Source organism: Belliella kenyensis (genome assembly GCF_022549675.1).
GTDB lineage: Bacteria > Bacteroidota > Bacteroidia > Cytophagales > Cyclobacteriaceae > Belliella > Belliella kenyensis.
In genome coordinates, this window is the sequence record NZ_JAKZGR010000069.1 from 1 (window position 1) to 553 (window position 553).

A 553-nucleotide genomic window follows, 5' to 3' on the forward strand; every position below is an offset into this window, starting at 1 on the left:
CTTCATCTGCAACTAGGGTAGTGATTTCGATAACCTGCCCTTGCTCGAATACTTGTTGATCTTCAGGGGTGATGATGCTGATTGTTGGAGAAACATTCACAGCAGGAGCTTCCTCAACTGTTATGTAGACAGAATTAGAAACCGTCTCAGCCCCTTCATTGTCTGTGGCAATAGCAGTGATGTAATGATTGCCCAGAGGAGCATTGTCCCAGTTGAAGGTAAAAGGCTCAGCCTCCACACTTGCGATCAAAAGATCACCTGCATAGAAATCTACCTTCACGACTTCACCATCTTCATCTGCACTTAGGGTAGTGATCTCGATTACTTGCCCTTGCTCGAATACCTGCTGATCTGCTGGGGTGATGATGCTGATTGTTGGAGAAACATTCACAGCAGGAGTTTCCTCGACTGTTATGTAAATAGAATTAGAAACCGTCGCAGCCCCTTCATTGTCTGTGGCAATAGCAGTGATGTAATGATTGCCCAGAGGTGCATTGTCCCAGTTGAAGGTAAAAGGCTCAGCCTCCACACTTGCGATCAATAGATCACCTGC

General features: G+C 46.1%; 1 protein-coding gene. It reads right to left on the bottom strand.

Annotation, left to right across the window (positions count from 1 at the left end; genetic code table 11):
* Positions 1-553, bottom strand: a 553-nt coding sequence (locus tag MM214_RS18985) for an Ig-like domain-containing protein (protein WP_241297750.1), incomplete at both ends; no start/stop codon positions are given.